The following is a 25,921-nucleotide window of genomic DNA, read 5'->3' as shown; positions in this document are numbered from 1 at the left end:
AAGGCCGCGGCCTGGGGTTTCATGTCCGGTCCGCGGCTTTTCCCGCGATCAGCGCGCCCACGGCGGACTGTCGCCCATTTTCTGGTAGTACCGGGCCAAATGGCTTTTGACGCGGTCCACCTCGTCCGCCGGTAGGTCGATGCCGCCGCGGGCGCCCTGCATGATGTTGCCCGCGGCCATGACGGCACGTGGCACCGCCTTCAGCCGGCCTCCGACGACGTCGGCGATCAGCAGCTTGTAACTGCCGAAGTTCCCGGGCTTGTCGCCGTCGTACCAGATGTGCGCGTCCCGGTACGCGGCGTCCGGCTCGTCCTCGGCGTCCGCCCAGTCGCGCACCCGCTTGTCGGCCGCGTCACCGTCCCACTCACGGTCACGGTCGGCCAGAGGCAGATCTTGGAACCTGGTGACAGTCATGCCTTCCGGCTACCCGGCCCGGTCCGGGTAAACGGAGGGCTCGCGAACCTTTGCCGAGCCCTCCGCGCACCGCTCCGCAGGTCGGACGCCGACGCCCGCGCGGGTCTGACGCCGACGTCGACGCGGATCGGACGTCCGGCGCGGGCCGATCGCGCGTGCGGGTCAGAGGTCGGCCAGGAGGATCGCCGGGTTCTCCACGCAGTCGGCCACGTGGCGGAGGAAGCCGCCGGCGGTGCCGCCGTCGCAGACCCGGTGGTCGAAGGTGAAGGAGAGCTGGGTGATCTTGCGGGCGGTGACCACCCCGCCGCTCACCCAGGGCCGGTCGATGATGCGGCCCACGCCCAGCAGCGCCGCCTCGGGGTGGTTGATGATCGGGGTGGAGCCGTCCACGCCGAAGACGCCGTAGTTGTTGAGCGTGAACGTGCCGCCGGTCAGCGCCTGCGGAGAGAGCCTGCCCGCCCGGGCCAGGGCGGTCAGCCTGGTCAGTTCGGCGGCGAGCCCGGCGGTGGTCAGCAGGTGGGCGTCGCGGATCACCGGTACGACGAGGCCGCGCTCGGTCTGGGCGGCGAAGCCGAGGTTGACGTGGCCGTACCGGACGATCTCGGAACGGTCCGTGTCCACCGACGAGTTCAGCTCGGGGAAGCGGCGCAGACCGTCCACGCAGATGCGGGCCAGCAGGGCCAGCAGGCCGATGCCGAGGTCGGGACGGGAGCGCCTGAGGGCGTCCCTGGCCGCCAGCAGGTCGGTGGCGTCCACGTCCACCCAGGTCGTGGCGTCGGGGATCTCGGCACGGCTGCGGCTCAGCTTCTCGGCCACGGCCCGGCGCAGGCCGCGCAACGGGATGCGCTCGTCCGCCAGCCCCCTTGCCCGGAAGCCCTGGACGTCGTCAGGGTCCGCATCGAGGACGGGAGCGGGGGCGGAGGCGGGCCGGCTCGTCCGCGCGGCGATGCCGTGCGTGGGGATCGCCTGTTCGGCGACGGTCTGGTCACCGACGGTCTGGTCACCGGCGCCCTGGTCGGCGATGGCCTGTTCGACGTCGCGTCGCAGGATCACGGCGTGCGGGCCGGTGGGAGTGACGTCGGCCAGGTCGATGCCGTGGTCGCGGGCCATCCGGCGGACCAGCGGGGAGATCACCCGCGGCGCCTGCGACCCGGCCGCGGAGACCACCTCGGCCGCGCCACCAGGGCCTGCGCGATGGTCAGCCCCTGAGGGACGGTCCCCCACGAGACGGCCTCCCCTGGGGCGCTCGGGGGTGAGCTGCTCGACCCTGGGACGGCCGGTCTTCGGGTGAGTGCGGGAGGCACGGCGGCGCCGGGTGGCGGGGGTGTGGCCGGTGCCGTAGCCGATCAGGACGTTGCCGGAGCCCGCGCGCTCCTCCTCCCGGTACTGCGCCGCCGCCCCTGAGCCCGCTTCCGGCCGGTCGCCGGCCCCCGTGGGGGTTCCGGGCGGGCCGATCTCGATGAGGGGGAGGCCCACCGACAGGACGGCGCCGGGAGCGGCGTGCAGCGCCAGCACGGTGCCCGCGTACGGGACCGGCACCTCCACCGCGGCCTTCGCGGTCTCGACCTCCACCACGATCTGGTCCACCTCGACCGTGTCCCCGACGGAGACCTTCCACTCGAGGATCTCGGCCTCCGTCAGCCCTTCGCCGAGGTCCGGCAGGCGGAACACCTGCCGCGCGGCCGTGGCCGTCATGACGCCGCCCCTCCGCTCAGGTGCAGCACGTCCGGCCGGTCGTCGAACTGCAGCCGGTCCACCGCGTCCAGGATCCGGTCGACGTCCGGCAGGTGCGAGTGCTCAAGCTTCGGCGGCGGGTACGGGATGTCGAACCCGGTGACGCGCAGCACGGGCGCGGCCAGGGAGTGGAAGCAGCGCTCCTGGACACGGGCCGCGATCTCGGCGCCCACTCCGGCGAACCCCTGCGCCTCCTGGACCACCACGCACCGCCCGGTCCTGCGTACGGAGGCCATGACGCTCTCGTCGTCGAACGGGACGATCGTCCGCAGATCCACCACCTCCAGGGACCGGCCCTCCGCGGCCGCCGCCTCGGCTGCCTGCAACGCCACCGGCACGCCGGGGCCGTAGGCGACGAGCGTGGCGTCGCCGCCCGCGCGCCGCACGGCCGCCCGCCCGAACCCGGGAGCGCGCCGCTCACCGGGCGTGAACTCCTCCTTGGCCCAGTACAGCCGCTTCGGCTCCATGAAGATCACCGGGTCGGGGTCGGCGATGGCGTCGCGCAGCAGCCAGTACGCGTCCTCGACGGTGGCGGGCGTGACGACCTTCAGACCGGGGGTGTGGGCGTAGTACGCCTCGCTGGAGTCGCAGTGGTGCTCGACCCCGCCGATCCCGCCCGCGAACGGGATGCGGATCACCATGGGCAGCGACAGCAGGCCGCGGGTGCGGTTACGGGTCTTGGCCACGTGCGAGACGATCTGCTCGAACGCCGGATAGGCGAAGGCGTCGAACTGCATCTCGACCACCGGACGGAACCCGCCCATCGCCATGCCCACGGCCAGTCCCACGATCCCGGACTCGGCGAGCGGCGTGTCGAAGCACCGTTCCTCGCCGAACTCCCTGGTCAGCCCGTCGGTGACGCGGAACACCCCGCCCAGCGGGCCGACGTCCTCGCCGAAGACGAGCACCCGCTCGTCCTCGCGCAGCGCGTCCCGCAGGGCGGCGTTCAACGCCTGCGCCATCGACATCGACGCCGGGACAGGTGCCGACGGCTCCGGTTTCGCCGCAGGCTCCGGCTTCGCCGCAGGCTCCGGCCTCGGCTGCCGCGCCGGCGTCGATCGCGACGGCTCGGGCCTCGGCTTCGGACCGGTCGCCGTCGCAGGCGATTTGGACATCGATTCGGACATCGATTCGGACATCGAATCGGACATGGCGGTCATGTCACTCCTCCGGGGCGCTCAGCTCGGCCGCGAGCAGCGCGCGCTGCTCGCGCAGCTGCGGCGTCGGGGCGGCGAAGACGTGGTCGAACAGCTCGAACGGGTCCGTCTCCGGCTCCGCGTTCATCCGGTCGCGGACGCGGGCCGCGTACTCCTCGGCGGCCTCGTGGGCCGCCTCGACGCCGGCCGCGTCGAGCAGCCCCCGGCCGCGCAGGTAGGTCTCCAGCCGGGCCAGGGGGTCGGCCGCCTCCCACCGCGCGACCTCGCCGGCGTCGCGGTAGCGGGTGGCGTCGTCGGCGTTGGTGTGCGACTCGATCCGGTACGTGTGCGCCTCGACCAGGAACGGCCCGCCGCCCTCGCGGGCATGCAGGACCGCCTCGGTCAGCACGGACAGGACCGCGACGAGGTCGTTGCCGTCCACCTGCTCGGAGCGGATCCCGTATCCGACACCCTTGTAGGCGAGCGCGGGGGCGGCGCTCTGCCGGGCCAGCGGCACCGAGATGGCGTACTTGTTGTTCTGCACGAAGAACACGACGGGGGAGCGCAGGACGGCCGCGTAGTTGAGCGCCTCGTGGAAGTCGCCCTCGCTGGTGCCGCCGTCGCCGACGAAGGCCATCGCGACCGCGTCCTCGCCCTTGCGCCGCAGCGCCTCCGCCATGCCGACCGCGTGGATCGTCTGGGTGGCCAGCGGCGTGCACTGGGGCGCGACGCGGGTGGCCGCGGGGTCGTAGCCGCAGTGCCAGTCGCCGCGCAGCAGCGTGAGCACCTCGACGGGGTCGAGGCCGCGGGCGACCAGGGCCACGCAGTCGCGGTAGGTGGGGAACAGCCAGTCGTCCGCGCGCAGCGCGAGCACGCCGGCGATCTGGCAGGCTTCCTGCCCCCTGCTGGACGGGTAGACGGCGAGCCGGCCCTGCTTGGTCAGCGCGGTCGCCTGGCGGTCGAAGCGGCGGCCCAGGACCATGCGGCGGTAGGCCTCCACGAGCAGGTCGTCCGCGGGCGCCCCATAGCCGGCCCGGTAGTCGCCCTGGTGGCCGGCGGGCGGGGCGGCGGTGCCGTCCTCGGCGACGAAGCGTACGGGGACGGGCTCGGGGAGAAGACCGTCGGCCACCTGACGATGGGACATGGCGACGCTCGCTTTCGCTGGACGTTTGACAAGAGAAGCGTCCGCGTCACGCGCCATCTGTTCAAGACATCAGGCTCAATAGGCGACAAATGGCCTCAAGGGGGCATTTCGCGGGCCAAATGTCGATCCAATAGCGGGCCGGTCGGGAGAACTCCGGACGTTTTGCCGTGCTCGCTCCAGGCCCTCCCGATGCTCGCTCCGAGGTGCCTTCCGGCTCACTCCGGGCCCTTGCCCCACTCCGCGCCGCGGCCGCGGGCCTCGTCGAACACGAGCCAGGTCCGGGTGGCGCGTACGCCCGGGATGTCCTGGATGCGTTCCAGCACCATGTGTCGCAGCGCCGCGTTGTCCGGCGTCCTGACCAGCACCAGGATGTCGTAGTCGCCGCCGACCATGGCGAAGTGCTCCACGTAGGCGATCTCGCGCAGCCGCGCCGACACCTGCCGCCAGGAGTTCTGCTCGATGGTCACCGAGACGTACGCGCTGGTGCCCAGGCCCGCCTTCGCCGGCGCGATCTCGGCGGTGAAGCCGGTGATCACGCCGTCGTCGATGAGCCTGGTCAGGCGGGCGTACGCGCTGGCCCGGGAGATGTGCACGTGCTCGGCCAGCGTCCGCACCGACATGCGGCCGTCACGGAGCAGCTCGGCGATGATCGCCCGGTCCACCTCGTCCAGCGGCGCGGCGGCACGCCCCGGCCAGCCCTCGCTGGACCGCTCGGCGGGCGGCGCGGGCCTGTTCACCGCGTGTCCTCCTCCCACGTCTTGGCCACCAGGGTGAGGACGTCGTACGTGGCGACCGGCTGGCCCTCCTGGTTGCTCACCACGGCGTCCCAGCGGACCTCGCCGTAGTCGGCCCCGCTGCGCGGCGTGATCTGCTTGACCGTCAGCGTCACGGCGATGGCGTCGCCCGCCTTGACGGGGGTGAGGAAGCGCAGCGCGTCCACGCCGAAGTTCGCCAGCACGGGCCCGGGCGCCGGGTCCACGAAGAGCCCGGCGGCCAGCGAGACGACCAGGTAGCCGTGGGCGACGATGCCGCCGAACAGCGGGTTGCGCGCGGCCGCCGCCGCGTCGGTGTGGGCGTAGAAGGTGTCGCCGGTGAACTCGGCGAAGTGCTCGATGTCGGCGAGCGAGACCGTGCGCGGCGCCGAGGCGATCGTGTCGCCGATCCGCAGCTCGGCCAGCGACTTGCGGAAGGGGTGCACGCCCGTGTCGGCGCGGGCGGCGCCGGTCGTCCAGCGTCCGGTGACCGCGGTGAGCAGGTCGGGTGAGGCCTGTACGGCGGTGCGCTGCATGTGGTGCAGCACCCCGCGGATCCCGCCCAGCTCCTCACCGCCGCCGGCCCGCCCGGGGCCGCCGTGCACGAGGACGGGCAGGGGCGAGCCGTGCCCGGTGGACTCCTTGGCGTCGTCCCGGTCGAGGACGAGCACCCGGCCGTGCCACGGCGCGAGCCCCAGCACGACGGCCCTGGCGACCTCCGGGTCATGGGTGACGACGGAGGCGACCAGGCTGCCCCGGCCCCGCGCGGCCAGCGCGACGGCCTCGTCCAGGCCGTCGTAGGAGAGCACGGTGCTGACCGGGCCGAACGGCTCGACGTCGTGCGGCTCGGTGGCGCCGGGCCGGGCCCGCAGCACCAGCGGGGTCATGAACGCGCCCCTGGTCGCGTCCCCGTCCAGCAGGGGAGCGCCGGCGGGGTCGCCGACCACCACGTCGGAGCTCGCGCGCAGCGCCTCGACGGCCTTGCGCACCTCCTCGCGCTGGCCGAGGCCGGCCAGCGCGCCCATGCGCACGTCCGGGTTGCGCGGGTCGCCCACGCTCACCTTCGCCAGGCGCGCCGCCAGTGCCTCCACCACCTCGCCCGCCAGCGACGACGGTACGAGCACGCGGCGGATGGCGGTGCACTTCTGTCCCGCCTTGACCGTCATCTCGGTGACGACACCCTTGACGAACAGGTCGAACTCGGGATCGTCAGGCCGCACGTCGGGGCCGAGGACGGAGCAGTTGAGCGAGTCGGCCTCGACGCCGAGGACGACGCCGCCGTCCAGCACGTTCGGATGGCGGCGCAGGATGCCGGCGGTGTGGGCCGAGCCGGTGAAGGCCACGGAGTCCTGCACGGTCAGCTCGTCGAGCAGGCCGCCCGCGCTGCCCGCGACGAGCTGGAGCGTGCCCTCGGGCAGGATCCCCGACGCGACGATCAGGCGGACGGCGCGCTCGGTGAGGTAGGCGGTCTGGCTGGCCGGCTTGACGATCGAGGGCAGCCCGGCCAGGAAGGCGGGGGCCAGCTTCTCCAGCATGCCCCAGACGGGGAAGTTGAACGCGTTGATCTGCACGGCCACGCCCGGCCTGGAGGCGTAGAGGTGCTGGCCGACGAACGTGCCGCCCTTGCCCAGCCGCTCCAGCCCGCCGTCCAGGACGACGGTGTCGTTCGGCAGCTCGCGCACGCCTTTGCCGGCGTAGCTGAACAGGGTGCCGATGCCGCCGTCGACGTCCACGGCGGTGTCGCGGGTGGTGGCGCCGGTGCGCAGCGACAGGGCGTACAGCTCGTCCTTGTGCTCCAGCAGGTGCTTGGCCAGGGCCTTGAGCAGCGCGGCCCGCTCGTGGAAGGTCAGGGACCGCAGCGCGGGACCACCGCTCGCGCGGGCGTGGCGGACCATCGCGGCGACGTCCAGCCCCCGGCTGGAGATGCGCGCGACCTCCTCGCCCGTGGCGGCGTCGAGCAGCGGCTCCCCGTCGTCGGCCGGGCGGAACCACCGTCCGGCGGCATAGCTCTCCAGCAGCGTGCTCACACTGTCTCCTCTCCCCGGGCGTGACCTGTTGCGCGGGCACCCCTCCCTGTGCGACCTTATTACTGACCGAGCGATAAGTAAATGAGCCGGAGGGTCTCGGAGGAAACATGACGACCACCCCAGCGGACCCGGCCCTGGCCCTGGAGAGCCGGCTGCAGGCCGGTTTCGACGCGACCATCGGCCGCCACGACCGCATCGAGCCCCGGGACTGGATGCCGGACGCCTACCGCAGGACCCTCATCCGCCAGATCGCCCAGCACGCCCACTCCGAGATCATCGGCATGCAGCCCGAGGGCAACTGGATCGGCCGCGCGCCGTCCCTGCGCCGCAAGGCGATCCTGCTGGCCAAGGTCCAGGACGAGGCGGGGCACGGGCTCTATCTGTACTCCGCGTGCGAGACTCTGGGCGTGTCCCGCGCCGAGCTGACCGATATGTTGCTCTCCGGCCGGCAGAAATATTCCTCGATCTTCAACTATCCGGCGCTGTCGTACGCCGACGTCGGGACCATCGGCTGGCTGGTGGACGGGGCCGCGATCTGCAACCAGGTGCCGCTCTGCCGCACCTCCTACGGCCCGTACGGGCGCGCCATGATCCGCATCTGCAAGGAGGAGTCCTTCCACCAGCGGCAGGGTTACGAGCTGCTGATGACGATGATGCGCGGCACCGGCGCCCAGCGCGCCATGGTGCAGGAGTCGGTCGACCGGTTCTGGTGGCCGGTGCTGATGATGTTCGGCCCGCCGGACGCGCAGTCGCCCAACAGCGCCCGGTCGATGGCGTGGGGCATCAAGCGCAACTCCAACGACGAGCTGCGGCAGAAGTTCGTGGACATGACCGTCCCGCAGGCCGAGGCGCTCGGCGTCACGCTGCCCGACCCCGGCCTGCGCTGGAACGAGGAACGCGGCCACTACGACTTCGGCGAGCCCGACTGGGAGGAGTTCGCCGCGATCCTGCGCGGTGACGGGCCGTGCAACGCGCAGCGGATGGCCCACCGCCGGGCCGCGCACGAGGACGGGGCCTGGGTACGCGAGGCCGCCACCGCGTTCGCCGAGCGCGTCGCGGAGGACGTTCGATGAGCGCCGACCGGCGGGAATGGCCGCTGTACGAGGTGTTCGTCCGGGGCAAGCGCGGCCTCAACCACGTGCACGTGGGATCGCTGCACGCGCCGGACGACGTGATGGCCCTGCGGCACGCCCGCGACGTCTACACCCGGCGCAACGAGGGGGTCAGCATCTGGGTCGTCCGGGCCGACGCCATCGCCGCGTCCAGCCCGGACGAGAAGGACCCGCTGTTCGCGCCGAACGGCGACAAGGTCTACCGGCATCCGACGTTCTACGACATCCCCGGCGACGTCCCGCACATGTGAGCCTCACCCGATCGGACCACCGCACCATGAACGACCAACCCGTGAGCGACGAGCCTGTGATCGATGAACCCGCGGGCGCCCGACCCGCGACCGGCGGACCCGTGACCGGCGATTCCGCAATCAGCGGCCCTACGACCGGTGCACCCGTGAGCGACGAGCACGGCAGCGTCTTCGACGGGCTGCTCGGCGGCGACTCGTCCCAGTGGGCCTTCGGCACCGACTTCGAGGACCCGCTGGCCGGCGTCGACACCACCACACCCGACGGCGTGGACCCCGCAGGCCTGGCCGCGTACTGCCTCATGCTCGGCGACGACGCCCTGATCATGTCGCAGCGCCTGTCCGAGTGGTGCAGCCGCGCCCCCGACCTGGAGGAGGACATCGCGCTGGCCAACATGGCGCTCGACCTCCTCGGCCAGGCGCGGCTGCTGCTGGCGCGGGCGGCCGCCGCCGATCCGGGCGTCGTGCCCGTCCTGCCCGAGGGCTCGCCGGTGCCGCCGGAGGACGCGCTGGCCTTCTTCCGCGACGACCGCGACTTCCGCAACGTGCGACTGGTCGAGGTGGACAACGGCGACTTCGCGCACGTCGTCGTCCGCCTGCTGCTCTTCTCGGCGGCCCGGCTCGCCCTGCTCGAACGGCTGCGCGCCAGCCGGGACCACGTGCTGGCCGCCGTGGCGGCGAAAGGCGTCAAGGAGGTCGCCTACCACCGCGACTGGGCCGGGCGCTGGTTCCTCACGCTCGCCCTCGGCACCGAGGAGTCGCACCGCAGGCTCCTGGCCGCCCTGGACGAGCTGTGGCCGCTGCTGGCCGAGCTGACCGCCACCCACCCTCTCGAACGCTCCCTGGCCCAGGCCGGTGCAGCCGCCGACACCTCGTCCCTGCCCGGCGAGGTGGACGCCGTCCTCGGCCAGGTACTCGCCACGAGCGGCGTACCCCGTCCGGAACGGGCCCCGCTGGCCGGCGTCGGAGGGCGCGCGGGCCGCGACGGCCTGCACACCGAGGCCCTGAGCCGGCTGCTCGCCGAGATGCAGGTGGTCGCCCGCGCCCACCCGAGCGGACGCTGGTGAACACCCCCCACGGCCCCGCCGCTCACGGCCCCGCCAGGCCGGCCGGGACGGGCGCCGATCAGGACGCCGGCCGGAGCGCCGTACAGATCGCCGGAGAGGTCGCGGGGCAGGTGCGCGATCCCGAGATGCCCATGCTCACCCTCGCCGACCTCGGCGTGCTGCGCGGCGTCGAGGTGGTACGGGACGAGCACGGCGCGGCGGTCGTCGTGGCCTCGATCACGCCGACCTACACCGGCTGCCCCGCCATGGCGACCATGCGCGACGACCTCGTGCATCGCCTCAACGACGCCGGGTTCGGCCGGGTCGAGGTGCGGGTCGTGCTCGACCCGCCGTGGTCCAGCGACTGGATCTCCGAACGCGGCCGCGCCGCCCTGCGCGCCGCCGGCCTGTCGGCGCCCGGCCCGGCCCCCAGGCGGAGCACGGGACCGGTCCCGCTCACCCTCGGCCCGCCGCGCACCGCGCCGCCCTGCCCGCGCTGCGGCTCGGCGGCCACCCGGCTCACCTCCGAGTTCGGCGCCACCGCCTGCAAGGCCCTCTACCGCTGCACCGGCTGCCTCGAACCGTTCGAGCACGTCAAGGAGATCTGAGCATGACCACGCTCGCGCCAGGCCCGGCCCGTTCCCGGGCCGCCGTCTTCCACCCGCTGGCCGTGTCGGCGGTGGACCGCCTGTGCGAGGACGCCGCCGCGATCACGTTCGACGTCCCCGCCGAGCTGCGCGACGCGTACGCCTTCAGCGCCGGCCAGTCCCTCACCCTGCGCCGCGTGATCGACGGACGGGAACACCGCCGCTCCTACTCGATCTGCGCCCCCGCCGGCGCCGCGCCGCGCATCGGCATCCGCGAGATCCCCGGCGGGCTGTTCTCCTCCTGGCTCGTCCGCGAGGTGCGGCCGGGCACCCGGATCGACGTCCAGCCGCCCACCGGCTCCTGGCGGGCCGACCCCGGCACGGGCGAGCGGCACCTGTGCGTCGCCGCCGGCTCCGGCATCACCCCCATGCTGTCGGTCGCCGCGACCGTGCTCACCCACCCCGCCGCGCAGGTCTCCCTCCTGTACGGCAACCGCACCAGCCGTACCGTCATGTTCGCCGAGGAGCTCGGCGACCTGAAGAACCGCTACGGGCCCCGGCTCCAGGTCGTGCACACGCTCTCGCGCGAGCCGCGCGACGTCGAGCTGCTGTCCGGCCGGCTCGACGGCGACCGGCTGCGCCGCCTGCTCACCACCCTCGTGCCCGTCGAGGTGTTCGACCACGTCTGGCTGTGCGGGCCGCTGCGCATGATCGAGGAGGCCCGTGCGGTGCTCGCCGAGCTGGGCGTGCCCGCCGAACGCGTCCACGTCGAGCTGTTCTACGCCGACGCGCCGCCGCCCCCGCCGAGACGCACCGGAGGCGGGATCCCGGCCGGGGCCACCACGGAGCTGACGACCGTACTCGACGGGCTGCGGACCACCTCGACCGTCTCCCGCGAGACGCCGATCCTCGACGCCGCCCAGGCCACCCGCGCCGACCTGCCGTTCGCCTGCAAGGGCGGCGTCTGCGGGACGTGCCGCGCGGTGGTGCGGTCCGGCGAGGTGGACATGCGCCGCAACTACGCGCTCGAACCGGCCGAGGTGGCCGCCGGGTTCGTGCTGACCTGCCAGACGTACCCGGCGGGCGAGCACGTGACCGTCGACTACGACGCCTGAGCCCCGCACCCCTCATCGGCACCGCACCCCGTACCGATCCGGAACCGGCCACCATTCCGGACACCGACCACCGACCAGCCTCGACCGACCACAGGAGCCGCCCCGTGCCCGAACACTCCGCCGTCCCGCCGTCCTGCCTGCTCGTCGAGGAGGGTGAGGACCGGGTCGTGTGGCGGCTCAACCGGCCCGAGGTCCGCAACGCCATCGACCGCGAGCTCGTCGCCGCGCTGCACGAGGCGTGCGCCGCCGTCGAGGACGATCCGAAGGTCGTCCTGCTCATCGGCGAGGGCGGCACCTTCGCGGCCGGCGCGGACATCGCCCAGCTCCGCGAACGCGGCCGCGACGACGCGCTGCGCGGCATCAACTCCAAGATCTTCGAACGGGTCCACCGGCTGCCGATGCCGGTCATCGGCCTGCTCGACGGGTACGCCCTGGGCGGCGGCGCCGAGCTCGCCTACGCCTGCGACTTCCGCATCGGCACGCCGCGCACCCGGATCGGCAACCCGGAGACGGGCCTCGGCATCATCGCCGCGGCCGGGGCCGCGTGGCGGCTGGCCGCGCTCGTGGGGGAGCCGCTGGCCAAGGAGATCCTGCTCGCGGGCCGGGTGCTGACGGCCGCCGAGGCGCACGCCGTCCGGCTGCTCAACGAGGTCGTCGACCCCGCCGACCTGCTCGCCGCCGGTCACCGGCTCGCCGACCGCATCGCCGGCCAGGCGCCGCTGGCGACCAGGCTGATGAAGTCCGTCTTCCACGCGCCCAGGGACGCGCATCCGTTCGTGGACGACGTGGCGCAGGCCGTACTGTTCGAGACGGGGGAGAAGCGGGCCCGCATGACAGCGTTCCTGGACCGCCGCGAACGCACAAGCCGTGAAGTTCCTGAACCACCGCCAACGCGAGAGCCGTAACGACGAGCACGCCTGACCGGTTCGATACCCGTACCGGCGAGGCCCCCGACCAGTCCGGCGGGCATCCGGCCGTGACCCGCCTCAGATCTCGTGTTTGGCCAGGCCGTCGAAGGCGATGGCGGTGATCGCGTCGGCGACCAGTGCGAGGTCGTACGCGCCGTCCGGCCGATACCACTCGACCAGCGAGTTGACCATGCCGAACAGCAGCCGGCTCACCAGTCCCGGCGGCACAGTGTCACGCAGCGCGCCCTCCGCCACGGCGTCGGCCACGAGCGCGGCCAGCCGGTCGTCCAGCCAGCGCCGCCGTTCCAAAGCCGCCAGCTCGATCTCGCTGTTGCCGCGCACCCGCAGCAGCAGCGTGACGGACGGCTGGTGCGCCACCAGCACCTCCACGCTGCGCCGCAGCACCTCGCGCAGCCGCTGGTACGCGCTGACCCCGGCCTGCTCCCGTGACGCCTCGGTGACGACGGCGGTCAGCTCGTCGAGGGCGTCGTCCAGCGCCTGGCCGAGCAGCTGCTCCTTGCTCGTGACGTGGTGGTAGATGGCGGCCTTGGTCAGCCCCAGCTCCTTGGCCAGGTCGCCCATGCTGGTGGCGTCGTAGCCGCGGCGGTTGAACAGCTCGACCGCGGCACGCAGGATCGCCCGCTGGTCGTAGCCCGGACGGCCCCGCCGGCGGCGCGGAGCCGGCTCGGCAGGCTCAGTCCTGGTCACGAAAGCAGCATCTCACGCGTCCGGCCCCGCCCCGCCCGCCGCACGGCGCCCCGGCGGCGCCCGAGATCCAGCGCACGCTGGAGGACATCCTCCGCGATGACCCGTCGATCGACGACTTCACCCAGCTGCGTACGCTTCATCTCGGGCCGGAGAACCTGCTGGTGGCCGCCCGCGTCACCATGGCCGGCCGGCCGGAGGCGGACGCGGTCGCCGAGGCACTGAGCAGGACGGAGCAGCACATCAGGGAACGCGTCCCCATCAGCACCGCCGTCTACCTGCAACCCGGCTCCTCCCGGGCAGGCCGATAGCCCCGCGAGCCGGCGAGACGCGTGCGATGCCCTTTCTGCGACATCGCACAATGCGCGGATTTCGCACGGTGGGATATACCGTCCGTGCCGGGGAACATACGGTCCGTGTCGGGGCGTACCGACACGAAACGTCGACCAAAGCGTTGACCACCTTGCCTTCGAGTTCGAGCCGCATACGCGTTGTGAGGAGAATGATCGTGTCAGAACGCGGAGAGCCCACGAGGGAAGAGAAGATCCGGGATGCGCTCAGTGCCGCCCCGCGCTTCATCGCGGAGACGGCGACGGTACTGGACTCGGACATGAAGACAGTCCTCAGGGAAGGGTCGCCCGACTGGATCTGCATGCCGACTCCTCCCGGTCAGCCGGCTCCCGGCCCGATGTGCCTCGACCCGATCTGGATGCAGTTCGTCAAAGAGGTCATGCAGGGCAAGACGCCGACGATCGACCGTATCGGGATCTCCTACATGCTGATGGGAGAGACCGGTGCGGACTTCGATGATGTCTTCGCCACACAGCCCCCGGCGGGCAAGGACTGGTATCGCGCCGGACCCCACGAGATGTTCTGCTTTCCCCGAGGCACTGGACACATCTTGCAGGGGATCGGACACGACCCGTCCTCGGGACAGCCTTATGTGCGACCGGTTCCAGGAGCTGAGCCCATGCTCGTCGTCCCGGTCGCAAAGCCGGGCGAGACGGCCTGCGGATGCCCGAGCGACTGCCCCTGCTGCCGGAACAACTCGGCTGGATCCGACCCCGGGTCCTCGGCTTGAGGCATTCATAGGGCGTAGGGGTGGCGTCGGCCGCCATCACAGCAGTCACTACACGAACCGGGCCCCGGTTGAAGCCGCTTCGATGGGTTGAAGCCTGCGCACTTGGCCTGGGGTTCGGTCCGTGGATCTCGCCTTTTGGGCGGGCCCGGCAGGTGCTCAGGAAACGCCAGAACGCCTGCCGGTAACCCGGGCCGGGGGTTAGGTCAGGTGCCGGGTGAAGAAGCGCACCGTGCTGTCCAGTTCGTACGCGGGCAGGATGTCCGCGTGTTTGCCCGGGTTGGCGTGCAGGGTCTTCTCGGCTGAGCCGAGGGCGTCGAACAGGGCCAGGCCCTGGGTCCGTGGCACCCGTTCGTCGTCCCATTGCATCAGGAACTCCACGGGGACGGTGATCCGCGCGGCGGGTTCGGCGGAGGCGGCGGCTCCGCCGAGGCCCAGGACGGCTGCGCGGATCCGGGGTTCGGCGGCCACGAACGGTGCGCCGAGGCCGCAGCCGAGTGACACGCCCCAGTAGCCGGCCGGGCCGGTGCCGACGTGGTCCAGGCGCTGGACCGCGTCCAGTATCGCCTGCCACTCCGGTACGGTCCGACGGGCCACGAGTGCCTGGAACTCGGCGATCAGCGCGGCCAGGTCCTCGCCGGCCGCCACCCGTGCCTGGTTCTCGGTGTTGATGCGGTCGTATTCCGGGTCCACCGGCCGGTCGCCGTGGCCGGGGACGTCGGCCGCGACCACCGCGAAGCCGCACTCGCGGACGAAGCGGTGCGCTCGGGTCAGGATGCCGGGGGCCTTCTTGTGCTGGCCGCCGCCGTGTCCCATGACGATGAGCGGGCGGGTGCCGGTGGCGCCGCTGGGCGTCCAGAGCACGCCGGGGATGTCGCCGAGGGTGAAGAGCTGTTCGCGGACGCCGTCGGACGACGTCTCGGAGATGATGCGCATGAACGTGGAAGGCCTTTCGGGATGCCCGCGGGCTCTCCCTAGGCCGTGGGAGAGAGGGAGGCCCGGCATGTCACAGCGTTGATGGGACTCACCTCCTCGGTTCGCACTGGCTCACGGCGCTGGACAAGTTATCACAAGAGGGCGATCGGCGGCCCGCCCGGCGGGCGATGAGGTAAGGCGGGTGAGGTGGCGCTGCGGGAGGCGGGGGTGTGGTCGGGCGGCGGTGCGGGATGGGGGGTGCGGTCAGGCGGCGGTGCGGGTGTTGAGGGATTCGCGCAGCCGGGTCAGGACGGCGCGCAGGATCCGGGAGACGTGCATCTGGGAGATGCCGAACTCCTCGGCGATCTCGGCCTGGGTCAGGTTGCCGTAGAAGCGCAGCAGCAGGATGTGCCTTTCGCGGGCCGGCAGGGCCGCGACGAGGGGCCGGACGGACTGTGCGTCGATCATGGTGTCCAGCGTGGTGTCGCGGTCGGGGATGAGGTCGCCCAGGCAGGCCCGTCCGCCGCCGGAGTCGTCGCCGGTCGGGGCGTCCAGGGACAGGGTGCTGTACGCGGCCGAGGCGTCCATGCTGCGTAGCACCTCCGCCTGCGTCAGGCCCATCCTGGTGGCCAGGTCGGCCGCGGTCGGTGTCCGGCCCAGCTCCTGGGTCAGGTCGGCGGTGGCGTGCTTGAGCTCGGAGCGGCGCTCCTGGAACAGGCGCGGTACCCGGACGGCCCACGTACGGTCCCGGAAGTGCCGCTTGACCTCGCCCGCCACGGTGACCGCCGCATACCCGCGGAACTCGTGGCCGAGATCGGGATCGAAGCCGTTGATGGCCTTGACCAGACCGAGATAGGCGGCCTGGCGCAGGTCGTCGATCGGCTCGCCTCGGTCGGAGTAGCGGCGGGTGACCTCGGAGACCAGCCACTGGTGCATCTCCACCAGGCGTTCGCGGACCTGGGCCCGCCGCCGGGCGCCGACGTCCTGCCGGTGCATCTCGTCGAGGAGTTCTTCTGCGGTCATGTGCTCGAACGCGCGGTTCTGGGCGGCCATGGTGTGTCGTGTCCCTGCCTGTGCGGCGGGCCGCCCGGCCCGGCAGGTCCGTCCGGGGGCGCGCCTCGAATGTGTCGCGAGACGAAGCCCTCTGCTGGACCTCTGCACTCATCCGCTGACCGGACAGAGCCGCGCTAGGCGTCCCGAAAGGTGACAAGTTCGGACCTGCTCGGGCTTGAGCGGGCATTTCCGGCCGCCGGGCCCACGTCCTCGTCCCGGCTTCGGGTGCCATGCCCGGGGTCCGGGTCGGCGTTCCCGGCCCAGGTCCGGGTTGCGATTTCCGGGTTCGGGCGACCGTTTCCCGCCCTGGTCCCGGCTGAGGTTTCGGCTCGACCGGATGGGGCAGCGGGGCTGCCCGAAGACGGAGATGAGGTGACCCGATGTACCGTGCCCGGCCCGGCGGCGCCGATCGCACGGCGGCCGATCGTCGTGCGGCCGCCAGTCACGCGACCGGCCGTGACACGGACGCCCACGACACGACCGGCCGTTACCCGGCAGACCGTTACGGGGCTGACCGTTACGGGGCTGACCCGTACGCGGCCGGTGGCGATGCCGCCGACGAGGCCGGCCGTCTGGAGGCGCCGCACGTCCAGGCGCAGCATCCTGGCACACCGATGCGGTACGAGCCCGCGTACGGGATGGGCGCCGGCGGCCGTCCTCTGACGTCAGAGCGGGACCGGGACGCCGAGCGCATCCGGGCCGTGCTACGCCGCGCGGACGGCCCCGGGGCGGCGGGCGAGCGGCACGAGGTCACCGTCACCGGCGGGGACGACGGCGTCCATGTCGTCACCTGCGCTGACGCGTACACAAGAATGCCGGCCCGGATGAGCGCCCACGTCACCGCGCTCACCCGCGCCGGCATGACGGCCGAAGTACGGCCGGACGGGGTGCTTCACGTCCGGGTGGCGCCGGTGCTCTGACGGGCCGCGGGCGAATCCGGCCGCCACAGGACGGCCGCCGTCCACAGCCCGCCGACCAGAATGAGGGCCCCGTGGGCGACCCGCAGCGGGTACGGGCCGAAGAACTGCGGGATGAACAGAGCGAAACCCAGCGCCAGCGGCACGCCGCTCCACCTCGGCAGCGTGCCCGAGCGCCAGATGGCGAGCGCCGCCATGACCGTCCCGACGCCGAGCAGCACCAGCCCGCCGGCGAACATCGTGACCGCGACGGGCCCGTACCTGAACTCCTCGGCCAGTTCCATCAGCGCCGGCGCTCCGTCGCGCAGGGAGCGCCGGGCGATGACGTTGAGCCCGAAGTCCTCGGCCCCGTAGTACGGCAGCGTCAGGCCCGCCCCGATCCACGTCACCACCGCGGCCCGCAGCGACAGCCGGTCGCCGAGCACCTGATGCAGCCCGAGCGCGCCCAGCCCGAGCAGGATGAACCCGATCATCGCGGCGGCGTGCCCGGTCACCCACGCGGTGGAGGCCATGGCGGCGGCGTCGTCGCCGGAGGGGCGGATCGCCGGATAGAGGAGGAAGAGCAGTCCGCCGGTGGCGTAGGCGGCGGCGGTCAGCCGAGGGGTGGTCATCGGTGCTCCCTTGAAGGTGCGTCGCTCTGTTATGAGAGCAATGCTCTCGTCAAGGGAGTACCGCTGTCAAGAGCGGTGCTCTCGTTCTGGAGAGCTGTACCTATTTCGGTGGCGTCAGGAGCGGGACCAGGGTCCGGTCCCCGAGGCGGGTGATCGCGGCCAGCGGCTTGACCGCGGCTCCTACCAGCAGTGCCAGGCCGGGACGGCCGGCCGCTCTGGCCAGGCCCGGGCCGAGCGCGGCCATCATCGCGGTGAGCGCGGGCAGTGGCCGGATCCACAGGGTGAGCTCCTCGATCAGCCCCTCCTCGCCGAACCGCAGCACGGCCGTCTCGTGCATCTCCATGCGCCCGATCCGCGCGGTGGCCGTCACCGCCCGCGTGTGCTCGTCGCCGACGTCGCTCTGGTAGCGGAGGTCGGAGACGGCGTCCAGGACGACGGCGAACAGCTGGTTCACCTGCTCCCTGCCCTGGAACGCGGCCCGGCCGCTGAGCGGGGAGTGGAAGACGACGTCGGCGGCGAGTGTGGCCGCCAGGGCGTCGAGGTCGTGCTCCTCGCCGGCCCGCCGGTACGCCAGTGCTGGTGAGTCCTGAATGTGAACTGTCATGGGTTCACTTTATCAACCCACTATCCTGGGGTCATGAACAGGTTCGGTGAGATGCACTGCTCCATCGCCCAGGCCGTCGGCGTCGTCGGCGAGCCGTGGACGCCGTTGATCCTGCGTGACCTGTTCCTCGGCCTGTGCAGGTTCGACGACCTGGCGCAGGACCTGGGGATCTCGCGCAACCTGCTCACCCGCCGCCTGGAGCACCTGGTGGCGGCGGGGGTGGTGGAGAAGCGGCGCTACCAGGAGCGCCCGCCGCGCCACGAGTACGTGCTGTCGCGGGCCGGCCGCGACGTGGTGCCCGCGCTGTTGACGCTGATGGCCTGGGGCGATCAGTGGTCCACGCCGCCCGGCGGGCCGCCCGCGCTGCTGGTGCACGACTGCGGCGCGCAGTTCACGCCCGTCGTCACGTGCCCGCACTGCGGGGGCGCGGCCACGGCGGACACGGTGACGGCCGTACGCGGCCCAGGTGCGGCTCAGGGGCCGGGCACGATGCTCCTGTCCGCAGGAGTCGCCGCCGAAGCCGCCGACTGAGCCCAGGCCGACAGTGCCCGCCCGACAGTGCCCGCCCGACAGTGCCCGCCCGGCTGAGGCAGGCCGTGCACCCGGGACGCGGCTCAGCCGGCCCGCGGGACACCAGGTCAGATCCGTCCGGGCACCTCGTTGCCCGCCGCGCGGATCGCCTTGGGCAGGTTCGTCATGGCCAGCAGCACGAACCCGAGCACGAAGAAGACGACCATCGACAGGATGGCGATGCGGTAACTGTTGGTGAGCTGCAGCGTGATCGTGATCGTGAGCGACCCGATGAACGCCGACCCCTTGTCACTGATCTGCAGCAGGCTGAAGTACTCCGCCTCCCGCCCCTTCGGGATCACCTGTGAGAACAGCGAGCGCGACAGTGCCTGCGTGCCGCCCAGCACGATCGCGATCGCGAACGCCATCAGGTAGAACTGCAGCGCCTGCCCCTCGGCCACGAACATGGCCATCGCCACGATCGCCGTCCACACCACGAGGCTGGCCAGCACTGTCCGCTTCGTCCCGATGCCGCGCGCCAGCCACCCGAGCAGCAGCGCGCCGAAGAACGCCACGAACTGCACCATGAGGATCGCCGTGATCTGCACGGTCTGGTCCAGCTTGAGCGCCTCGGAGGCGAAGGCGGCGCTGTTGCCGATGACCGTCTGCACGCCGTCGTTGTAGACCAGGTAGGCGACCAGGAACAGCAGCGTCAGCGGATAGCGGCGCAGCTCCGACAGCGTACGGCCGAGCTGGCGGAAGCTGCCGCCGACCGAGCGCAGCGCCGTGCTCTCGTGCGCGGGCACCGGCCGGTTGCGCAGCCGCAGCAGCGGGAAGATCGTGAACGTGGCCCACCACAGGCCCGCCGACATCATGCAGATCCGCACCGCCATGCCCTGGGTCAGGCCGAGGCTCTCGTGCTGCAGGAAGAGCACCAGGTTGAGCGCCAGCAGCAGGCCGCCGCCCAGATAGCCGATCGCCCAGCCGCGCGACGACACCCGGTCGCGCTCCTCCGGGGTGGAGATCTGCGGCAGGAACGAGTCGTAGACGACGACGGAGGCGCCGTAGGCCACGTTGGCCAGGATGAACAGCACCCCGCCCAGCAGGTAGCGGTCGCCCTCGACGAAGAACAGCGACATCGCGGCCAGCGCCCCGAGGTAGGCGAAGACGCCGAGCAACTCCCGCTTGCGTCCGGTGTGGTCGGCCAGCGCGCCCACGATCGGCAGGAACACGATCTGCAGGAACACCGCGACCGTGGTGATCAGCCCGAAGTACGCGGCCGGGCGGATGTCGGCGCCGAGCACGTCGACGTACCCGAGCCCGGGGTTGTCCGCCGCCAGCCGGTCGAACGTGTCGACGCAGGTGGCGGTGGCGACGCCGGCGAAGTCCTTGGCGCAGGCGGCGGTCTTGGCGACCGGGATCAGGTAGGGGCCGAGGAAGACCGAGATGATCGTGGTGTAGAAGGCGGAGTTGGCCCAGTCGTAGAGGTACCAGCCGCGCTGCTCACGCCGGCGCGCCGCCGGGGAGTCGTCGAGGTCCGCGGGGGGTGCGGGTACGGGCATGATGTCGTGTGACTCCTGTGCGGGCGGCCGGGGGCCGGGGGGAAGGGGACTCTCTCAGGCGGCCATGCTGCCGGGATGCCACTGGCCGCGCCGTTCGAGCACGCCGCGCAGGCCGGTGACGTTGTCGGTCATGAGGCCGTCCACGCCCAGGTCGAGCAGGTGCTCCATGCGGGCGGTGTCGTTGACGGTCCACACGTGCACCTGCATGCCGATGGCGTGCGCCGTGCTGATCAGGCGCCGGGTGGTGACCCGCAGCCCGCGGAAGCCCACCGGCACCTGCGCGCAGGGCACCCCGGCGCGCGACAGGCGGGTCAGCAGGCGGCCGTAGCCGGAGGTGGCCGCGGCGGCCCGCAGCGCGGCCACACCGCGCGGGCCGAGCGCCGAGCACACCTCCCGGCCGAGCGCCGCCCTGGCCAGCACCAGGCGCTCGTCGGAGAACGAGGTCAGGCAGATCCGGTCGTAGGCGTCGGTCCGCCTGATCGCCTCGGCCAGCGGGGCGATGGCGGCCGACTCCTTGACGTCGATGTTGAAGCGGATCTCCGGCCAGGTGCCGAGCAGGTCCTCCAGCAGCGGGATCTCGTGCACCCCGCCGATGCGGGCTCTCTTAACCGCCTGGTAGGGCAGCTCGGAGATGCGGCCGCGCCCGTCGGTCACGCGGTCGAGCGTGTGGTCGTGGAAGGCCACGAGCACGCCGTCGGCGGTGGCGTGCGCGTCGGTCTCCAGATAGGCGTAGCCGAGCGCGACCGCCCGCTCGAAGGCGGCGACGGAGTTCTCCGCGCCTTCCGCCGCTCCGCCGCGGTGGGCGAAGGCCAGCGGCCCTGGATGGTCGAGGAAGGCGAATCGGCGGCTCAGCACGTCTGGAAGTATGCCCTTCCGTGAAGAACGGTGCGGTTACGAATCGGGGAGATTCTGCCATTCCTGGCGGCGCGCCTCGGCCAGCGCGATGGCCGCGGCGACCGCCACGTTGAACGAGCCGACCCGCCCGACCTGCGGGATGTAACAGGCGCCGTCGACGGCGTCGAGCAGGGCGGGGGAGCAGCCGTGGTCCTCGCTGCCGACCACCAGGCACACGTCGCGGCCGAGGTCGGCCCGGTGCAGCGGCACCGCCTCCGCGGTCAGTTCGATGGCCAGCACGGTGTAGCCCGCTTCCCTGGCGGCCTTGACCGCCTCGGTGGCCGGCACCGCCTCGTGCCAGGTGACCAGGCGCTCGGTGCCGAGCGCGGTCTTGCCCGCCTTGGGGTTGGTGGGCGGGGTGGCGTTGCCCGCCAGCCAGACCTCGTCCACGCCGAACGCGGCGGCGCTGCGGAAGATCGAGCCGATGTTGAACGGGCCGGTGACCGACTCGACGATGAGGCCGAGGCGGTTGCCGGTGTTCCTGCGCCAGGTGCGGTTGAGCCGCTTGACGTCGGTGGGGCGCAGTTGCCTTCTCAACGGGTCACCTTCAGTATCCGGTAGGCGGCCCGGCTGGCCTCGCGTGAGGCCTGCCACCCCTGCTCGCCGAGCCAGCGCTGCAGGGAGTCGGAGCCGAGGTGTTTCTGGACGACCAGGTAGGCCACGCCGTCGGGCGTCAGCCGGCTGAGCCACCTGGTGAGCATCTCGTGCAGGGCCGGCTTGCCGATGCGGATCGCGGGGTTGGACCAGATGGCCCGGAACCGCACGTCGTCCGGCATCTCGTCGGCGTGCACGGATCTTACTTTGTAAAGGCGGGCGGCCTTGGCGTTCCGCTCGGTCAGCTCCAGGCTGCGCCGGTTCACGTCCACGGCCCAGACGCTCGCCTCAGGCGCCCGGGAGGCCATGGTGAGCGCGATCGGCCCGTAGCCGCAGCCCAGGTCGAGCAGGTCGCCCTCCTGGGGCGGCGGCGGCACGCTCTCCAGCAGCACGCGCGTGCCGACGTCGACCCGTTCCGGCGAGAACACGCCGCTGTCGGTCTCCAGCCGCAGATGCAGGTCGGGCAGGACGAGATCGACCGACCCCGGCCTGCTCGCCGCCCCCGGCTCCTCGGAGAAGTAGTGCGCCACGTCGCCAAACGTTACGGGATCCGCGAACCGAACAGGACCGCGGCGCCCGCCACCAGCACCCCGGCCAGGATCGCGGCCACGATGAACCACTGCGTGATCTCCTGGTTGACCAGCTTGTAGCCGAGTGAGGTGCCGATCTGCTCGTAGACCTCGCGCAGCTCGCTGCCGGACTCGGCGGTGTAGGCGCGGCCGGTGGTGCCGTCGGACAGCGACTGCAGGGTCTGCTTGTTGACCGGCACGTTCACGGGCCGGCCGTCGATGGAGACGGTGCCCTCCTGGGTGCCGTACGCGATCGTGGAGACCGGCACGCGGGCCTGCTGGGCGGCCTCGATGGCCTCGTTCACCGACCGCCCCGAGGTGTTGTCGCCGTCGGACAGCAGCACGATGGCGGCCGGCGGCGGGTCGGTGGCGGCCTGCTGGTCGAAGGAGCGCAGCGAGTCGAGCGCGTTGAAGACGGCCTCGCCGATGGCCGTGCCGGGACGGGTGGTGAGGTTGCCGATGGCGGTCACCACGGCCTGGTGGTCGGTGGTGGGGGAGATGACGACGTTGGCCGAGCGGGCGAAGGAGACGACGCCCACGTTGAAGCGGTCGGGCAGCTCCTTGGCGAACGCCTGGGCGGCGGCCTTGGCGGCGCTGATGCGGTCGGGCTGGACGTCGTCGGCGTCCATGGACAGGGACACGTCGAGGGCGATCATGATGGTGGCGCGGTCGCGGGGGACGCGTACCTCGTCGGCGGGTTTGGCGGCGCCCACGACGAGCAGCGACATCATCAGCAGGAACAGGCCGGGCGCGACGTGCCGGCGCCAGCCGGGGCCGGCGGGGGCGACCAGGTTGAGCAGGGCCAGGTTGGTGAAGCGCACGGTGTAGCGGCGGCGGGCGAACATCGCCAGCACGTAGCCGGCGGCCAGCAGCAGCACCAGGACGAACAGCCACAACCAGCCCGCGGCGAGGAATGTCATGCGGAGGGCCTCCGGTGGGCGAGGTGGCTCGTGCGCCGCTGGCGCAGCACGAACTGCGCGACGTCGAACACCCAGTCGCGGTCGGTGCGCAGGACGAGGTGGGCGATGCCGGCGCGGCGCAGGGCCAGGCGGGTGCCCTCGCGCTGGAGGGCGGCCGCCTCCGCGTACGCGTGCCGGATTTTAGGCGTGAGGTGCACTTCGCGTACGTTCCCGGTCTCGGGGTCGGCGAACGCGACCCGGCCGACGTCGGGCAGCTCCAGCTCGCGCGGGTCGATGATCTCGACGGCCAGCACCTGGTGGCGGGCGGCGAGCCGCCTGATGGGGCGCTCCCACGGCCGTTCGGCGTCGGGGTCGAGGTCGGGCTCGGCGTCGAGGAAGTCGGAGACGATCACCCGCATGCCGCGCCGCCTGCGGGTGGCCGACAGCACCTCGATGCCCTCGGCCAGGTCGGGCGGGTCGTCGACGATCCGGCCGCGGGGGGCGTCCATGAGGGAGTGCAGCAGTCCGTAGAGGGCGGGGCGGCCGGTGCGGGCGGGCATGCGGTGCACGTACTCGTCGTGCAGGACGAGCGCACCGAAGCGGTCGCCCATCCGGCTGGACAGGAACCCGAGCGCGCCGACGGCGGCCACGACCAGGTCGCGCTTGTCGCTGTCGGCGGTGCCGAAGTCCATGCTGGGGGACAGGTCGGCCAGCGCCCAGGTCTCCAGCTCGCGGTCGGCGATGAGGTCGCGCACGTGGGGGATGGTGGTGCGGGCGGTGACCGCCCAGTCCATGCGGCGCACGTCGTCCTCGCCGGGCACGTAGACGCGGCTGTCGCCGGCCTCGCTGCCGGTGCCGGGCAGCAGCCCCTGGTGGGCGCCGTGCAGCAGCCCGTCGAGGCGGCGGGTGACGGTCAGTTCGAGTCGCCGCAGGGCTTGCTCAGCGGTGGTGGTCAACGGTTCTGGTTCCAGACGACGAGGGGCGGGGGTACGGCGTGCAGGATCTGCTTGACGACCTGCTCGGGGTCGACGCCGTCGGCCAGGGCGTCGAAGGTGAGCATGAGCCGGTGGGACATGACGTCCACGGCGACGTCGCGTACGTCGTCGGGCAGCAGGTAGTCGCGGCCGCGCAGCAGGGCCAGGGCCCGCCCGGCCGAGACCAGGCCCAGGGTGGCGCGGGGGCTGACGCCGATCTCGATGGTCTCGGTGAGGTCGGCCAGCCCGTACTCGGCGGGGGCCCGGGTGGACATGACCAGCCGGACGACGTAGTCGGCGACGAGCTGGTGCACCGAGACCTGCTCGGCGGCGTCCTGCAGCGCCAGCAGCCGGGCGGGGTCGAGCACCCGCTCGGGGACCGGCGGGGTGACGCTCATCCGGTGCAGGATCTCCAGCTCCTCGTGGGCGCTGGGATGCGGCACCCGCACCCGGAACAGGAACCGGTCGCGCTGCACCTCGGGCAGGGGGTAGACGCCCTCGGACTCGATCGGGTTCTGGGTGGCCAGCACGATGAACGGCCTCGGCAGCGGGTGGGTGACGCCGGCGAGGGTGACCTGGCGCTCGGCCATCACCTCCAGCAGCGCCGACTGGACCTTGGCGGGGGCGCGGTTGATCTCGTCGGCCAGCAGGAAGTTGACGAACACGGGGCCGAGCTCGACATCGAACTTCTCGTTGGAGGGGTGGAAGACGCGGGTGCCGACGATGTCGCTCGGCACGAGGTCGGGGGTGAACTGGATCCGGGCGAACGTGCCGCCCACGACGGTGGCCAGGGTGGAGGCGGCGAGCGTCTTGGCGACGCCCGGCACACCTTCGAGCAGGCAGTGCCCGCGCGCGAGCAGGGCCACGATCAGTCTTTCGACCATGTGGTCCTGTCCGACGATGACACGCCGGACCTCGTCGAGACTCTGACGCAGCAGTGCCGCGTCGTTTCCGCCCGGCAACTCTTCGGCGACGCTCATGACGCCATTCCACCAAACGCGCCGCAAACGTGCACGACGCCACGTCTGTGCTTTCATGGCAAACGTGGCAAGTCCCCTGCAGTACGGTGATCCGCCCGGGCTCGGTCCCTACGTGGTGCAGGCACGCCTGCACGCGGCACCCGCCGGGTTCGTCTACCTGGCGCAGTCGCCCGACGGGCGGGCCGTGTCGCTGGCCGTGCTCACCCGGGGGGCCGCGTACGACGCCGCGGCGCGCGACCGGTTCGTCACGGCGATCAGGGAGGCCGGCGGGCGCGAGCGTTCCGGGCTGCGCGGCCGGCTGGGGCGTCCCGGGCGGTCGCGGGGCGCGGTGCTGGACGGCGCGCCGGAGGTGCTGGCGTACGAGGGCGGGCGGGCGCCGTGGGTGGCGGTGCCGTACGCGCCGGGGCAGCCGGGGGCCGAGTGGTTCCTCGATCCGGTCATGGTGGGCGGGACGTTCATCGGGGCGGCGCACGGGCCCGACTTCGTCCCGTACTGGCTGACCGACCGCGCGCCGGCGCTCCCGGGTCCGGGGCGTCCGCCCAGGCCGCTGACCGAGACGCGCAAGCGGGTGCTGCTGGCGGCGCTGACCCTGGTGCTGCTGCTCCTGCTGGTGACGGTCATCCTGCTGGTGATGCTGCTCGGGCGGCGCGACAGCGAGCCGCAGCCGCGGCAGCTGCCGCCCACGGTGTTCGTGCCGACGCCGCCGCCGACGCCCGAGACGCCGGTGCCGCAGCCTTCGCCGTCGCAGTCGCCGTCACCGAGTCAGAGCGGGCCGAGCACGCCGGGCCGCTCGCCGGGGGAGGACCCGGGCGATGAGGCGCCGCTCTGACGGT

General features: G+C 72.4%; 29 protein-coding genes. 11 read left to right on the top strand and 18 right to left on the bottom strand.

Annotated elements, in window-relative coordinates; all coding sequences use genetic code 11:
• Positions 1–48: 48 nt before the first annotated feature.
• The 6 genes from OIE67_RS23385 to paaZ form a co-directional block, all read right to left on the bottom strand.
• Complete coding sequence (locus OIE67_RS23385; protein ID WP_326643740.1) at positions 49–414, bottom strand: hypothetical protein; 366 nt, start codon at positions 412–414, stop codon at positions 49–51.
• A gap of 162 nt (positions 415–576) precedes the next feature.
• Positions 577–2,109 (bottom strand): dihydrolipoamide acetyltransferase family protein, encoded by a 1,533-nt coding sequence (locus tag OIE67_RS23380; protein ID WP_326643738.1) that lies wholly within the window; start codon positions 2,107–2,109, stop codon positions 577–579.
• Positions 2,106–3,116, bottom strand: a complete 1,011-nt coding sequence (locus OIE67_RS23375) for an alpha-ketoacid dehydrogenase subunit beta (protein WP_326643736.1) — start codon at positions 3,114–3,116, stop codon at positions 2,106–2,108. The genes OIE67_RS23380 and OIE67_RS23375 overlap by 4 nt, the downstream gene beginning before the upstream one ends.
• A 193-nt stretch (positions 3,117–3,309) precedes the next feature.
• A complete protein-coding gene (gene pdhA, locus OIE67_RS23370) occupies positions 3,310–4,428 on the bottom strand; it encodes a pyruvate dehydrogenase (acetyl-transferring) E1 component subunit alpha (RefSeq protein WP_326643733.1) in 1,119 nt (372 codons plus the stop codon).
• Positions 4,429–4,643: 215 nt separating this feature from the next.
• The gene (locus tag OIE67_RS23365) at positions 4,644–5,165 is read right to left on the bottom strand and encodes an Lrp/AsnC family transcriptional regulator (RefSeq protein ID WP_407674877.1); all 522 of its coding nucleotides are present in this window, start codon (positions 5,163–5,165) and stop codon (positions 4,644–4,646) included.
• Positions 5,162–7,207, bottom strand: a complete 2,046-nt coding sequence (gene paaZ / locus OIE67_RS23360) for a phenylacetic acid degradation bifunctional protein PaaZ (protein WP_326643731.1) — start codon at positions 7,205–7,207, stop codon at positions 5,162–5,164. The genes OIE67_RS23365 and paaZ overlap by 4 nt, the downstream gene beginning before the upstream one ends.
• Positions 7,208–7,314: 107 nt before the next feature.
• Between paaZ and paaA the strand changes: the two genes are divergently transcribed.
• The 6 genes from paaA (at position 7,315) to OIE67_RS23330 (ending at position 12,220) form a co-directional block, all read left to right on the top strand.
• The gene (gene paaA / locus OIE67_RS23355; protein WP_326643729.1) at positions 7,315–8,280 is read left to right on the top strand and encodes a 1,2-phenylacetyl-CoA epoxidase subunit PaaA; all 966 of its coding nucleotides are present in this window, start codon (positions 7,315–7,317) and stop codon (positions 8,278–8,280) included.
• Positions 8,277–8,570, top strand: coding sequence for a 1,2-phenylacetyl-CoA epoxidase subunit PaaB (gene paaB / locus OIE67_RS23350; protein WP_326643727.1), 294 nt, complete (start codon positions 8,277–8,279; stop codon positions 8,568–8,570). The genes paaA and paaB overlap by 4 nt, the downstream gene beginning before the upstream one ends.
• A 119-nt stretch (positions 8,571–8,689) precedes the next feature.
• On the top strand, positions 8,690–9,634 hold the full coding sequence (gene paaC, locus OIE67_RS23345; protein WP_407674907.1) for a 1,2-phenylacetyl-CoA epoxidase subunit PaaC: 945 nt from the start codon (positions 8,690–8,692) through the stop codon (positions 9,632–9,634).
• A gap of 86 nt (positions 9,635–9,720) precedes the next feature.
• A complete protein-coding gene (gene paaD / locus OIE67_RS23340; RefSeq protein ID WP_326645441.1) occupies positions 9,721–10,221 on the top strand; it encodes a 1,2-phenylacetyl-CoA epoxidase subunit PaaD in 501 nt (166 codons plus the stop codon).
• Positions 10,222–10,223: 2 nt separating this feature from the next.
• Positions 10,224–11,315: a 1,2-phenylacetyl-CoA epoxidase subunit PaaE gene (gene paaE, locus OIE67_RS23335; protein ID WP_326643723.1), complete on the top strand. Its 1,092-nt coding sequence runs from the start codon at positions 10,224–10,226 to the stop codon at positions 11,313–11,315.
• A 104-nt stretch (positions 11,316–11,419) separates the two neighbouring features.
• Entirely contained in the window at positions 11,420–12,220 is an 801-nt protein-coding gene (locus OIE67_RS23330) for an enoyl-CoA hydratase/isomerase family protein (RefSeq protein WP_326643721.1), read from the top strand.
• An 81-nt stretch (positions 12,221–12,301) separates the two neighbouring features.
• On the opposite strand, the gene OIE67_RS23325 is transcribed toward OIE67_RS23330, so the two are convergent.
• The gene (locus tag OIE67_RS23325) at positions 12,302–12,931 is read right to left on the bottom strand and encodes a TetR/AcrR family transcriptional regulator (protein WP_326643720.1); all 630 of its coding nucleotides are present in this window, start codon (positions 12,929–12,931) and stop codon (positions 12,302–12,304) included.
• Between the two features lie 161 nt (positions 12,932–13,092).
• Here OIE67_RS23325 and OIE67_RS23320 point away from each other — a divergent pair, with 161 nt between their 5' ends.
• Both OIE67_RS23320 and OIE67_RS23315 read left to right on the top strand, forming a co-directional pair.
• Complete coding sequence (locus OIE67_RS23320) at positions 13,093–13,239, top strand: hypothetical protein (protein ID WP_326643718.1); 147 nt, start codon at positions 13,093–13,095, stop codon at positions 13,237–13,239.
• Positions 13,240–13,436: 197 nt separating this feature from the next.
• Positions 13,437–14,009 (top strand): hypothetical protein, encoded by a 573-nt coding sequence (locus OIE67_RS23315; protein ID WP_326643716.1) that lies wholly within the window; start codon positions 13,437–13,439, stop codon positions 14,007–14,009.
• Between the two features lie 198 nt (positions 14,010–14,207).
• On the opposite strand, the gene OIE67_RS23310 is transcribed toward OIE67_RS23315, so the two are convergent.
• Together OIE67_RS23310 and OIE67_RS23305 are read right to left on the bottom strand one after the other, a co-directional pair.
• Entirely contained in the window at positions 14,208–14,942 is a 735-nt protein-coding gene (locus tag OIE67_RS23310; protein ID WP_326643714.1) for a dienelactone hydrolase family protein, read from the bottom strand.
• Between the two features lie 243 nt (positions 14,943–15,185).
• The gene (locus OIE67_RS23305; RefSeq protein WP_326643712.1) at positions 15,186–15,974 is read right to left on the bottom strand and encodes a SigB/SigF/SigG family RNA polymerase sigma factor; all 789 of its coding nucleotides are present in this window, start codon (positions 15,972–15,974) and stop codon (positions 15,186–15,188) included.
• A gap of 380 nt (positions 15,975–16,354) precedes the next feature.
• Here OIE67_RS23305 and OIE67_RS23300 point away from each other — a divergent pair, with 380 nt between their 5' ends.
• A complete protein-coding gene (locus OIE67_RS23300; RefSeq protein WP_326643711.1) occupies positions 16,355–16,894 on the top strand; it encodes a hypothetical protein in 540 nt (179 codons plus the stop codon).
• Here OIE67_RS23300 and OIE67_RS23295 read toward each other — a convergent pair.
• On the bottom strand, positions 16,867–17,502 hold the full coding sequence (locus OIE67_RS23295; protein WP_326643709.1) for a hypothetical protein: 636 nt from the start codon (positions 17,500–17,502) through the stop codon (positions 16,867–16,869). The genes OIE67_RS23300 and OIE67_RS23295 overlap by 28 nt on opposite strands.
• 100 nt (positions 17,503–17,602) lie before the next feature.
• Positions 17,603–18,106 (bottom strand): nuclear transport factor 2 family protein, encoded by a 504-nt coding sequence (locus OIE67_RS23290; protein ID WP_326643707.1) that lies wholly within the window; start codon positions 18,104–18,106, stop codon positions 17,603–17,605.
• A gap of 33 nt (positions 18,107–18,139) precedes the next feature.
• On the opposite strand from OIE67_RS23290, the gene OIE67_RS23285 reads away from it, so the two are divergent.
• Positions 18,140–18,637 carry a winged helix-turn-helix transcriptional regulator gene (locus OIE67_RS23285; protein ID WP_326643705.1) on the top strand — a complete coding sequence of 166 codons (498 nt, stop codon included), beginning with the start codon at positions 18,140–18,142 and terminating at the stop codon, positions 18,635–18,637.
• A 107-nt stretch (positions 18,638–18,744) separates the two neighbouring features.
• Here the strand turns inward: OIE67_RS23285 and OIE67_RS23280 are convergent, their stop codons facing one another.
• Genes OIE67_RS23280 through OIE67_RS23250 form a run of 7 tightly spaced genes read right to left on the bottom strand, consistent with a single transcriptional unit; the run spans position 18,745 to position 25,088 of the window.
• A complete protein-coding gene (locus OIE67_RS23280) occupies positions 18,745–20,178 on the bottom strand; it encodes an MFS transporter (RefSeq protein ID WP_326643704.1) in 1,434 nt (477 codons plus the stop codon).
• Positions 20,179–20,232: 54 nt separating this feature from the next.
• Positions 20,233–21,030: a glycerophosphodiester phosphodiesterase family protein gene (locus OIE67_RS23275; protein ID WP_326645439.1), complete on the bottom strand. Its 798-nt coding sequence runs from the start codon at positions 21,028–21,030 to the stop codon at positions 20,233–20,235.
• Positions 21,031–21,069: 39 nt separating this feature from the next.
• A complete protein-coding gene (locus OIE67_RS23270) occupies positions 21,070–21,609 on the bottom strand; it encodes a TrmH family RNA methyltransferase (protein ID WP_106237720.1) in 540 nt (179 codons plus the stop codon).
• Positions 21,606–22,196 (bottom strand): class I SAM-dependent methyltransferase, encoded by a 591-nt coding sequence (locus OIE67_RS23265; protein ID WP_106237723.1) that lies wholly within the window; start codon positions 22,194–22,196, stop codon positions 21,606–21,608. Before OIE67_RS23265 ends, OIE67_RS23270 begins: the two co-directional genes overlap by 4 nt.
• An 11-nt stretch (positions 22,197–22,207) precedes the next feature.
• Positions 22,208–23,155: a VWA domain-containing protein gene (locus OIE67_RS23260; protein WP_106237726.1), complete on the bottom strand. Its 948-nt coding sequence runs from the start codon at positions 23,153–23,155 to the stop codon at positions 22,208–22,210.
• Positions 23,152–24,090: a DUF58 domain-containing protein gene (locus OIE67_RS23255; protein ID WP_245955768.1), complete on the bottom strand. Its 939-nt coding sequence runs from the start codon at positions 24,088–24,090 to the stop codon at positions 23,152–23,154. Before OIE67_RS23255 ends, OIE67_RS23260 begins: the two co-directional genes overlap by 4 nt.
• Positions 24,087–25,088 carry an AAA family ATPase gene (locus tag OIE67_RS23250; RefSeq protein ID WP_326643695.1) on the bottom strand — a complete coding sequence of 334 codons (1,002 nt, stop codon included), beginning with the start codon at positions 25,086–25,088 and terminating at the stop codon, positions 24,087–24,089. The genes OIE67_RS23255 and OIE67_RS23250 overlap by 4 nt, the downstream gene beginning before the upstream one ends.
• Before the next feature lie 55 nt (positions 25,089–25,143).
• Here OIE67_RS23250 and OIE67_RS23245 point away from each other — a divergent pair, with 55 nt between their 5' ends.
• Entirely contained in the window at positions 25,144–25,917 is a 774-nt protein-coding gene (locus tag OIE67_RS23245) for a hypothetical protein (RefSeq protein ID WP_326643693.1), read from the top strand.
• Positions 25,918–25,921 lie beyond the last annotated feature (4 nt).

Source organism: Nonomuraea fuscirosea (assembly GCF_035917475.1).
GTDB lineage: Bacteria > Actinomycetota > Actinomycetes > Streptosporangiales > Streptosporangiaceae > Nonomuraea > Nonomuraea fuscirosea.
The sequence above is the reverse complement of the archived record's forward strand: the minus strand, read 5'-3'. Positions and strand labels throughout refer to the sequence as shown.

Coding starts and splice junctions, on each gene's coding strand:
- OIE67_RS23280 (WP_326643704.1), bottom strand. CDS start 20,178: ATGCCCGTACCCGCACCCCCCGCGGACCTCGACGACTCCCCGGCGGCG.
- OIE67_RS23310 (WP_326643714.1), bottom strand. CDS start 14,942: ATGCGCATCATCTCCGAGACGTCGTCCGACGGCGTCCGCGAACAGCTC.
- OIE67_RS23250 (WP_326643695.1), bottom strand. CDS start 25,088: ATGAGCGTCGCCGAAGAGTTGCCGGGCGGAAACGACGCGGCACTGCTG.
- OIE67_RS23295 (WP_326643709.1), bottom strand. CDS start 17,502: ATGACCACCCCTCGGCTGACCGCCGCCGCCTACGCCACCGGCGGACTG.
- pdhA (WP_326643733.1), bottom strand. CDS start 4,428: ATGTCCCATCGTCAGGTGGCCGACGGTCTTCTCCCCGAGCCCGTCCCC.
- OIE67_RS23290 (WP_326643707.1), bottom strand. CDS start 18,106: ATGACAGTTCACATTCAGGACTCACCAGCACTGGCGTACCGGCGGGCC.
- OIE67_RS23285 (WP_326643705.1), top strand. CDS start 18,140: ATGAACAGGTTCGGTGAGATGCACTGCTCCATCGCCCAGGCCGTCGGC.
- OIE67_RS23375 (WP_326643736.1), bottom strand. CDS start 3,116: ATGTCGATGGCGCAGGCGTTGAACGCCGCCCTGCGGGACGCGCTGCGC.
- OIE67_RS23260 (WP_106237726.1), bottom strand. CDS start 23,155: ATGACATTCCTCGCCGCGGGCTGGTTGTGGCTGTTCGTCCTGGTGCTG.
- OIE67_RS23305 (WP_326643712.1), bottom strand. CDS start 15,974: ATGGCCGCCCAGAACCGCGCGTTCGAGCACATGACCGCAGAAGAACTC.
- OIE67_RS23300 (WP_326643711.1), top strand. CDS start 16,355: ATGTACCGTGCCCGGCCCGGCGGCGCCGATCGCACGGCGGCCGATCGT.
- paaE (WP_326643723.1), top strand. CDS start 10,224: ATGACCACGCTCGCGCCAGGCCCGGCCCGTTCCCGGGCCGCCGTCTTC.
- paaB (WP_326643727.1), top strand. CDS start 8,277: ATGAGCGCCGACCGGCGGGAATGGCCGCTGTACGAGGTGTTCGTCCGG.
- OIE67_RS23385 (WP_326643740.1), bottom strand. CDS start 414: ATGACTGTCACCAGGTTCCAAGATCTGCCTCTGGCCGACCGTGACCGT.
- paaA (WP_326643729.1), top strand. CDS start 7,315: ATGACGACCACCCCAGCGGACCCGGCCCTGGCCCTGGAGAGCCGGCTG.
- OIE67_RS23380 (WP_326643738.1), bottom strand. CDS start 2,109: ATGACGGCCACGGCCGCGCGGCAGGTGTTCCGCCTGCCGGACCTCGGC.
- OIE67_RS23245 (WP_326643693.1), top strand. CDS start 25,144: ATGGCAAACGTGGCAAGTCCCCTGCAGTACGGTGATCCGCCCGGGCTC.